Below are 9293 nucleotides of genomic sequence, written 5' to 3'. Positions count from 1 at the left end.
CATGACGCCCTGGATCATGAACGTAACAGATGACCAGGATCGGCTCCTGTTCACTCTTCAATTCGCCGCGAAGGTGCGCCATCGCCGAATGGAGGCAGGACTTCAACACCGCGAGACCCCATTCCTCTTTCGGATACCAGACCCCGCCGGCCTTCGCCGGAACCCTCACCGCAACCGGCTCCGACGCTGCGCCCATTGACGGCTTCGCGTCTCCGCCGGTTGCTCAACCCGCGCCTCACGGCGTAACAGAAACGGCCTAGGCTCTAATCGCCGCTGGATGACAGTGGCAGGTCACCAGTTGCCTTGCAATCAATTCCACGTATGCACTCCCAGCGTTTGCAGCAGACCATCGAAAGTGACGGCACTATTCTCCACACGCGCATCGAACTGGACATCAGAACTCGTACGATGCGTGCGGATGTTGCTTGGACTGTAACCGAACTGCTGCGTGAAGGCGCGGCTGAAATTCGCGGCCGAGTCGTAGCCTATCGCCAGGCCCACTTCGGCAATCGTCCGCCGGTCGGACGGGTCCGTAAGCATTCTGTGGGCCGCCAGAAGACGATGTTGGCGAATGTACTTCGCCACACCGCCAACGGGTTCAAAGAGTTCGTAGAGCCGCGTCCTCGATATCGCAAGCTCGCGGCTCAAGGCCTCGGGCGTCAGGTCCGACGAGATGAGGTTCTTGCGGATCAAGCGCCGCGCCCGCGTCATCAAACCGATCTGCGATACACGCTCGCTGTCGCCGCGATCTAGGAATGGTGCCACGGTATCGAGGATCATTTCTAGCAAGCGGCTCTTGATGCCCGGCAGGTCATCCTGTGAGAGACCGCTAAGATTGGTCTCAAGGCCAACCATGTGATCGTACAGCAACTTCACCCTGCGACCGCCGAGGACGGTATTGCTGCTTGCCGGCGGTAGGCCGCCGCGATCCGCAAACTGATCGTCCGGAACGACAAGCGTGAGCGACTCCGACGCCAGGGCACGCCCCCTGAATGGGTTACCAAGCGAACGGATCTCCATCATGCCGGGCTCGTTTTCGGTCACCCGTCCGTCGAAACCTGTCCATGAGCGGCCGGTCCTGAGAAAGGTGATCAGCCAGTGGTCGAGCGGACTGAACCGCACCATGTCCGGCGATCGTTCGTAGCTGAAGGCTGGCACGGTCTGTTGCAAAAGCAGCATTCCGCCGAGGTTCCAAACCGCCTGCCGCACGGGGAAACCATCATCCGGTGCGACGTTGTCCGGCAGCCGCGCTTCCGCCAGCGAGGCGATATGTTCCCGCCACGCGGAGAACTGCTCAAGGGGAGGAAGGCTCTCCGTTTCGAAGCACAGCGCAACGAGAGACGCTGTGGTGTTCTCGTCCTTGCCGAGAGGTTCTTGAGACACGCGCGGCCAGCGTCGGCGTTCCACGGGCGGGGGGGCATTGTTATCTTCAGGCATCCTGCAGTCCAGCCACTACCCGGAATGCGACCAACCCAAGGCCTAGAACGGTTTTCGTTAAAGTTCTCCTAGTTTTGTTTTCGCCCGCAGCCTCCTAGACACGGCGGGGACAGTCGCCGGAAGTCCGACGAACGAGGATCGACGTATCCACGCCATCGATTGCCGGCCCAGACGTTGCCGTAAGCGTCCACCGGGCCAACGGCATCGTGCGAATCTACCCTCGCACATCTTCGGAGAAATGGACGTTTTGATAAGTATCCGGATTTCCCGATATCGCTACGCCCTGGGGGAAGCTGCTAATTCCGGCATCAGTTGGGCCATGAAAGACGAATGCGGATTCTTCCGAGATCTTCGCGAGTAACGAAGGTCAAAAAGTCGTCTTCCGGGAGTTAGTGAGGCAGGCGGCGATGAGTATAGTTTTCAGCTCCAAGAATCTAAAACCTTTGTCTACTTCTAGGCGCAGGATACTTGTAGCAGGTGGTGCAGGGTTCCTGGGTTCCCATCTCTGCGAGCGCCTGCTGATCGAGGGCAATACGGTCCTTTGCGTGGACAATTTCTCCACCGGCCGCTTGGAAAACCTGCGCCATCTCAGGGGCTTCGAAGGGTTCAGCTTCGTGCGCCACGACATCGTCGAGCCGCTCGATCTGCCGGTTGACGAAATCTACAACCTGGCGTGCCCTGCTTCGCCGCCGCACTACCAGCTTGACCCGATCCACACGATGAAGACGAGTGTGATCGGTTCGCTCAACCTCCTGGAACTCGCTGTGCGCAACCATGCACGGATCTTCCAGGCCTCCACCTCGGAAGTTTACGGCGATCCCCACGTTCACCCGCAGCCGGAAGCGTATTGGGGCAACGTCAATTCGTTCGGTCCGCGGGCCTGCTATGACGAGGGCAAGCGATCGGCCGAGACGCTGTTCTACGATTTCCACAAGCAGCACGGGCTCGACATCCGCGTCGTGCGCATCTTCAACACCTACGGTCCGCGCATGCGCCCCGATGACGGCCGCGTCGTGTCCAATTTCATCGTCCAGGCTCTCAAGGGCGAGGACATCACGATATATGGCGACGGGTCGCAGACGCGTTCGTTCTGCTACGTGGACGACCTGATCGAGGGCTTCCACCGGCTGATGTACGCCGAGCCGGCCATCCACACACCCGTCAACATCGGCAATCCGGGCGAGTTCACGGTCCGTGAGCTTGCGGAGCGCATCGTCGCTATGACGGGCACCAAGTCCAAGATCGTCTACCACCCGCTTCCGGTCGACGATCCGCGCCAGCGTCGGCCAGATATCTCAGTTGCCAAGAAAGAACTCGGCTGGGAGCCGACTGTCGCACTGGAACAGGGCCTGACGTCGACGATCACCTATTTCGAGCGTCAGCTGACCAAGACCTCCGCGAAGCTTGTCGAGGCTGCGTAAATGTCAGCGAACACTGTGCTTGTGGTCGGCGGGGCCGGTTTCATAGGCAGCCATACGTCCAAACTGCTGTCGAAGCAGGGTTACGAACCTGTTGTCTATGACAATCTCACGACCGGGCATCGCGCGGCGGTGCGCTGGGGACCGTTGGTCAAGGGCGACATTCTCGACACGGCGCACCTGGTCGCCGCGATCGAGGAGCACAGGCCGTCTGCGGTCATCCATTTTGCCGCCTCGGCCTATGTCGGAGAGTCCGTCGAGAACCCGGCCAAATATTACCGCAACAATGTCGCAGGCACGCAGTCCCTGCTCGAAGCATGCCGCCTGACGGGCACGCGCGACGTGGTCTTCTCTTCGAGCTGTGCCACCTACGGCGTTCCCCGCAACCTGCCGATTCAGGAACGGGAAATCCAGCAGCCGATCAATCCCTACGGCCGTACAAAGCTGATCGCGGAACATATGCTCGCCGACTATTCGGCGGCCTATGGCCTACGTTTTGTGGCGCTGCGCTACTTCAATGCATGCGGCGCCGATCTCGATGGCGAGCTGAAGGAAGATCATGATCCTGAGACGCACCTCATTCCGCGCGCGATGATGGCTGCTGCCGGCACGATCGATTTTCTCGAGGTTTACGGCAACGACTACGATACGCCCGACGGCACCTGCATGCGTGATTACATCCATGTTGTCGACCTGGCTCGAGCGCATGTTCTGGCGGTCGAACGTCTCAGCAACGACGGTGCAAATCTGGCTGTCAATCTCGGCACCGGCCGCGGAACGTCCATCCGTGAAATCCTCGACGCCATCGCCCGTATCACGGGTCGCAACGTTCCGATCGAGATGCGCGCTCGCCGTGCCGGTGACCCGCCGGCGCTTTATGCGGACCCTTCATTCGCGGCCGAGAAGCTCGGGTTTCTTGCGGCCTATTCGGACCTGGACACGATCATCCGCTCCGCGGCTCCGACCTTCGGCCTGGAGCTACAGGGATGACAAAGCCCCGGCTCGACATGCCCACAAGGGAGGATCCCTTGATGGTCCCGATATTCGCCGGCCGCAAACGCGTCGAATATGTCATCGGCGTCGCGCTCTGGGCGGCCGCGCTGATCTATTTTTGGCAATGGTGGATCCTGGACGCCGTCCACACCCACCTTCTCGGTTCAATCTTGGTCAGCCTGCTGCTGGCATGGATAACCGTTCTTCCGGTCTACTTCATCACCATCTTCTTCAATGCGCGGAAGCCCGCCGGACCGTTGCGGATCCCGACCGGGAGCCGGGTTGCGATGGTGGTGACGAAGGCTCCGTCGGAACCGTTCCACGTCGTGGCGGAAACCTTGCTGGCGATGCTGGCGCAGAACGTGCCGCACGACACCTGGCTCGCCGACGAGGATCCGTCGCCCGAAACGCTGGCTTGGTGCCGTGACCACGGCGTGTTCGTCTCCACGCGCAAGGGGCGTGCCGACTATCATCGTCAGTCCTGGCCTCGCCGCACGCGGTGCAAGGAAGGCAACCTCGCCTTCTTCTACGATCACTACGGCTACGCGGATTATGATTTCGTGTCGCAGCTCGATGCGGATCACGTTCCCGAGCCGGACTATCTGTTCCAGATGCTGCGTCCGTTTGCGGATCCGGCTGTCGGCTACGTTTCGGCGCCCAGCATCTGCGACCGCAATGCACATGAGAGCTGGTCCGCCCGCGGACGGCTCTATGTCGAAGCAAGCATGCACGGTTCGCTGCAGGCCGGCTACAACGGCGGCTTCGCGACGGTTTGCATCGGATCGCACTATGCCGTCCGTACGGCTGCGCTGAAGGAAATCGGTGGCCTGGGTCCCGAACTCGCTGAAGATCACTCGACGACACTTTTCATGAACGCGCATGGCTGGCGCGGAGCGCATGCGCTGGATGCCATCGCCCATGGCGACGGCCCACGCACCTTTGCTGACCTCGTCACGCAGGAGTTTCAGTGGTCCCGCAGCCTGGTGATGATCCTTCTCCAGTACACGCCGAAGCTGATCGGCCGGATGCCGTTGCACTTGAAGGTGCAGTTCTTGTTCTCGCAGTTCTGGTATCCGCTGTACGCGTTCTTCCTGGCCATGATGTTCCTGTTGCCGGTGATCGTCCTGGCCCATGGCGATAATTTCGTCAGCGTGACTTACCCGGACTTCCTGCGGCACTTTGCGCCCCAGTCGCTGATGATACTGCTCATGGCGTTCTGGTGGCGGGCAAGCGGAACGTTCCGGCCCGTCGACGGCAAGATCCTGAGCTGGGAGGCGATGCTGTTTCTGCTTGCCCGCTGGCCCTGGGTTCTGGCGGGAACCTTCGCGGCGTTCCGCGACTGGCTGACCGGAACCTTCGTCGACTTCCGCGTCACTCCCAAGGGCGCGGCCGATGTCGATGCGCTGCCGCTGCGTGTTCTGGCGCCATACCTGTTCGTGGTGCTGATATCGATCCTGCCGGTGCTGCTAGTCCAGGACAACTATGAGACCCGCGGCTTCTACGTTTTCGCTATCGTAAACACGTGCTTCTACATCGTGCTGCTGGTGATGATCGTAGTGCAGCATGCACGTGAAAACACGGTCCGCTACCGTACCCGCTTCTATCAGCCAGCGCTCGCGGCCAGCCTGCTTGCTCTGGTCGCGCTGCCAACCCTCGCTACCGCCGAAAGGGGCCGCGACGGCATCGAAGCGCTCGCTTGGGGAACGCGTAGTTTTACGCTCTTCGACGATCGCTTCTCAGTCGCCGGCGCAGGTGTCGGCGGGCGCGATACGCACAAGACCATATTCAGTCCACGCTGGCGCGAAGGCGATGCCAGCGAACAAAGTCAATGAGAAGGGATGTGTTCACATGAAGATTGCGATCATCGGAACCGGCTATGTCGGATTGGTGAGCGGCACCTGCTTCGCTGCCTGGGGTAACGAGGTCGTCTGCGTCGACAAGGATGCCCAGAAGATCGAGGCGCTTCGGCGCGGCGCCGTGCCCATCTACGAGCCGGGCCTGGACGAACTGGTTGAGCGCAATTCGGTCGCCGGCCGTTTGAGCTTCACATGCAACCTCGCCGAAGCCCTCAAGGGAGCCGCGGTCGTGTTCATCGCGGTTGGCACACCGCCGCGTCCCGGTCACGGCGATGCGGACCTTTCCTTCGTTTACATGGCCGCTCGCGAACTCGCGCCGCTGATCGACGACAATGCGGTCGTGGTGGTGAAGTCGACCGTGCCCGTGGGGACCGGCGATGTTGTTCACAAGATCGTCGGATCGACGCGCAAGGCCGGGACTTTTTCCGTCGCCTCCAACCCTGAGTTCCTTCGCGAAGGCGTCGCCATCAAGGATTTCCTGGAGCCTGACCGGGTGGTGATCGGCGTCGAGGACAAGGTCGCCGAGGAGCGCCTGGTCGCGCTTTACGGAATTCCGCTGGAGTCCAAGAAGACCCCGATCGTCGTCACTCGCCGCCGCACTTCGGAGCTCATCAAGTACGCCGCCAACGCTTTCCTGGCCACTAAGATCACCTTCATCAACGAAATGGCCGATCTTTGCGAGCAGGTTGGCAGCAATGTCGGCGAACTGGCGCTGGGCATGGGCCTCGACAAGCGTATCGGGACCAGCTTCCTGAATGCGGGCCCCGGCTACGGCGGCTCGTGCTTCCCGAAAGACACCATGGCGCTTCTGCGCACCGCGCAGGACTATGGCGTGTCGGTGCGTATCGTCGAAGAAACCGTGACGGCCAACGAAGCCCGCAAGCGCCGGATGGCCCTGAAGGTCATGGACGCTCTCGACAACGACGTGCAAGGCCGGACGATCGCCGTTCTGGGTCTCACCTTCAAACCCGACACCGACGACATGCGCGACGCGCCATCGGTTCCGCTGATAGAGACGCTGCAGCGTTTCGGCGCCCAAATCCGCGCCTATGACCCGGTCGGCGCGGAAAATGCCAGCCGCATCCTTTCGGACGTCGAACTCCACGACGATGCTTATGAATGCGCGCGCGGTGCGGACGCCGTGGTCGTCGTCACGGAATGGGACAGCATCCGCAAACTCGATCTGGCGCGCCTGAAAAAAGTCATGCGTCAGGCCGTCCTGATAGATCTAAGAAACGCCTTCGCCTCAGGCGTTGCCGAAGCCCTCGGTTTTCGGGTTTCGGCAATCGGTCGCCCGACCCTCCGACAGGAGACGGCCGGCAGGGGCCCGCGCACACATTCGGGTCTCCAGGCGGCATCGACATCGCGGCAAACTAATTCAGAGAGCATGGGAGGCTCCGTTGTCAACACGTAGCAACACATCACGTTTCAACCGCTTCGCCAACGCCTTGGCCGCCTTGACGCTCTCGTGGCTTGTCGGATCAGCCTGGAGCGCTTCAGCGCAGGAAGTCGTGTTGCCCAAGGCGGCGCGCGTGATGACGCCGGCCGAAATCCACGCCCTCTACCAGGGCAGGAGTTGGCGGTGGAAAGGAGGCGCGGGTTATCTGGTAGACGAGGGGCGGGGGTTCAGTGCCTGGGTCGATGACGATACCGGCAAATCCTGGGCCGAAGGTCGCTGGATGATCACCGAGACGGGACAGATGTGTCTCAATGCGACGTGGCATTCCAAGGCTGGCCAATTCCCGGCGATGACCTGCTTTTCGCACCGCCTCGATAACGGGACAATCTATCAGAAGCGCGAGCCAGACGGCAGCTGGTACGTCTTTCGCCATGCCCAGCCTCGTGACAAGGACGAGGCAAAAAACCTGGTCCGTAAGGACCTCGTGTCAACTCATATCTCAGCTGTGAAGACTGCACTCGACTGAGAGCAGCCCTTTGAACAGTAAAAAGGAGAATCCCGTGAATAGTTTTTTGAAGACAACCTTCATCCTGTTTGGAGGGGTGGTCATTTCGGGCGCCGTCTACGCCGCGAGCGGCGTCTCCGGCGCCAGTGTGGACAGTCGGAACCCATTCCAAGATAAGCGCCCGTTAATCGCGGCTGATGCCATCACGCCCGGCGCCTACGATCCGCATGGAGACTACACCAACGACGCTAACTCCAAGATCGAGCATATCTTTCTTCCCTGGGAAGACGTGGATCTGGCAACCCTTAGTGTTGCGGACGATTACGCCAGCCAGCGCGGCCGGTCGTTGCTGATCACCATCGAGCCCTGGTCGTGGGCCCGCGACTGGCGCGTGAGCCCGGAGAACCTGCTGGGCGGAATTCTCGCTGGTCGCTACGATTCCAACATGTCCGCGGTCTGCTCCGCGGCGGCACAGCTGAAGAGTCCGGTTACCATTCGCTGGGCGCAGGAAATGGACGACAAGACCGGCCAATTCACTTGGTCGTTCTGGAATGCGGATGGCTATGTGAGGGCCTACAGGCACGTGATCGACGTCTGTCGCAAGCACCTGCCGAATGCCAAGTACATGTGGTCGCCGAAAGGGGACGAGGGTCTTCAGGCCTTCTATCCGGGTGACAAATACGTCGACGTGATCGGCCTGTCAGTCTTCGGCTATCAGCCATACGATAAGCTGGAAGCCGGCCACGATACGACATTCGTGGAGCGAACGAAGCCGGGCTACGACCGCGTGGCCGGTTTCGGCAAACCGGTTGCCATAGCCGAGCTCGGCTACGAAGGCGACGACAGCTACGTGCGGAACTGGGCTTCGGAGGCGAACAAGCCGCATGCCGAATTCCCTGCCATGACAGCTGTGGTCTATTTCAACGACTTGGAAGTCTATCCCTGGCCGCGAAAGGTCGGCCGGCCTGACTGGCGCGTGGCGGACCACCCGCTGAATCCGGTGACCGAAAATAACGCAGCGGCTAAACCGACTGTGAATTGAACCGCACATTTCCGTCGCGATCTGCGACGGGTCTTTTTCCCTGCTACCTATTGGAAAAAAAGCAAATGTCTTCAGCCCATTCAACTGTCGTAACTACGGCGCTGCTCGCGCTCCTTCTCGCGGCTGGCAATGCCGCGGCAGCGCCGAAGCCGGTTGTCGATGCCACCGCCAAGCTCGCTGCGGCCGCAGCTCCCATGAAGGCGGATGCGGTTGAGCAGCTTTACGCCAACCGCACCTGGCTGTGGGAGAAGAACGGAGCCGGATATTTTTCCGAGAACGAGCACGGCCGGAAGCGTTTCGTGGCACGAACGCAGGCCGGTCATGGCGAAGGCGACTGGTATGTAACCAGCGGCGGCAGGCTCTGCATGCGCGCGCTATGGACCGCCAAGAACGACCGCGGAAGCGGCGCCATTACTTGCTTCCTGCATCGCGAAAAGAATGGCGTCATCTACCAGCGGCCCAGCCTGGGCGGCCAGTGGTATGTCTTCCGCAACAATCCGGTGCGAAAGAATGACGGCGTGCGAAAGCTGGTGAAGGGCGATCGGGTCATCAAAGAGCTCTAGCCGGCTGTTGAAATAGGCACTCGCCACCGGACCGCAGCGGTGATTCACTGGTTTCCGAAGGGATTCGGAGGTGACGAGTG

8 protein-coding genes and 1 pseudogene are annotated in these 9293 nt (G+C 60.8%); 8 read left to right on the top strand and 1 reads right to left on the bottom strand.

Annotated features, from left to right (window positions below; genetic code table 11):
• Nucleotides 1–71 precede the first annotated feature (71 nt).
• Nucleotides 72–260: pseudogene (locus tag P9272_RS35290) on the top strand (integrase core domain-containing protein); the annotation flags it as partial.
• Nucleotides 261–309: 49 nt separating this feature from the next.
• On the opposite strand, the gene P9272_RS35285 reads toward P9272_RS35290, so the two are convergent.
• On the bottom strand, nucleotides 310–1437 hold the full coding sequence (locus tag P9272_RS35285; RefSeq protein WP_278164774.1) for an AraC family transcriptional regulator: 1128 nt from the start codon (nucleotides 1435–1437) through the stop codon (nucleotides 310–312).
• A 407-nt stretch (nucleotides 1438–1844) separates the two neighbouring features.
• On the opposite strand from P9272_RS35285, the gene P9272_RS35280 reads away from it, so the two are divergent.
• The 7 genes from P9272_RS35280 to P9272_RS35250 all read left to right on the top strand — a co-directional run bounded on the left by P9272_RS35280 (nucleotide 1845) and on the right by P9272_RS35250 (nucleotide 9213).
• On the top strand, nucleotides 1845–2858 hold the full coding sequence (locus P9272_RS35280; RefSeq protein WP_278164772.1) for a UDP-glucuronic acid decarboxylase family protein: 1014 nt from the start codon (nucleotides 1845–1847) through the stop codon (nucleotides 2856–2858).
• Complete coding sequence (galE, locus tag P9272_RS35275) at nucleotides 2859–3845, top strand: UDP-glucose 4-epimerase GalE (RefSeq protein ID WP_278164770.1); 987 nt, start codon at nucleotides 2859–2861, stop codon at nucleotides 3843–3845.
• Nucleotides 3842–5680, top strand: coding sequence for a glycosyltransferase family 2 protein (locus tag P9272_RS35270; RefSeq protein WP_278164768.1), 1839 nt, complete (start codon nucleotides 3842–3844; stop codon nucleotides 5678–5680). Before galE ends, P9272_RS35270 begins: the two co-directional genes overlap by 4 nt.
• 16 nt (nucleotides 5681–5696) lie before the next feature.
• Nucleotides 5697–7118 (top strand): UDP-glucose/GDP-mannose dehydrogenase family protein, encoded by a 1422-nt coding sequence (locus P9272_RS35265; RefSeq protein WP_278164766.1) that lies wholly within the window; start codon nucleotides 5697–5699, stop codon nucleotides 7116–7118.
• Nucleotides 7105–7629 carry a DUF995 domain-containing protein gene (locus P9272_RS35260; RefSeq protein ID WP_347404090.1) on the top strand — a complete coding sequence of 175 codons (525 nt, stop codon included), beginning with the start codon at nucleotides 7105–7107 and terminating at the stop codon, nucleotides 7627–7629. The genes P9272_RS35265 and P9272_RS35260 overlap by 14 nt, the downstream gene beginning before the upstream one ends.
• Before the next feature lie 34 nt (nucleotides 7630–7663).
• Entirely contained in the window at nucleotides 7664–8650 is a 987-nt protein-coding gene (locus tag P9272_RS35255) for a glycoside hydrolase family 26 protein (protein ID WP_278164764.1), read from the top strand.
• Between the two features lie 65 nt (nucleotides 8651–8715).
• On the top strand, nucleotides 8716–9213 hold the full coding sequence (locus P9272_RS35250; protein ID WP_278164762.1) for a DUF995 domain-containing protein: 498 nt from the start codon (nucleotides 8716–8718) through the stop codon (nucleotides 9211–9213).
• Nucleotides 9214–9293 lie beyond the last annotated feature (80 nt).

Source organism: Mesorhizobium sp. WSM4976 (assembly GCF_029625685.1).
GTDB lineage: Bacteria > Pseudomonadota > Alphaproteobacteria > Rhizobiales > Rhizobiaceae > Mesorhizobium.
The sequence above is the reverse complement of the archived record's forward strand: the minus strand, read 5'-3'. Positions and strand labels throughout refer to the sequence as shown.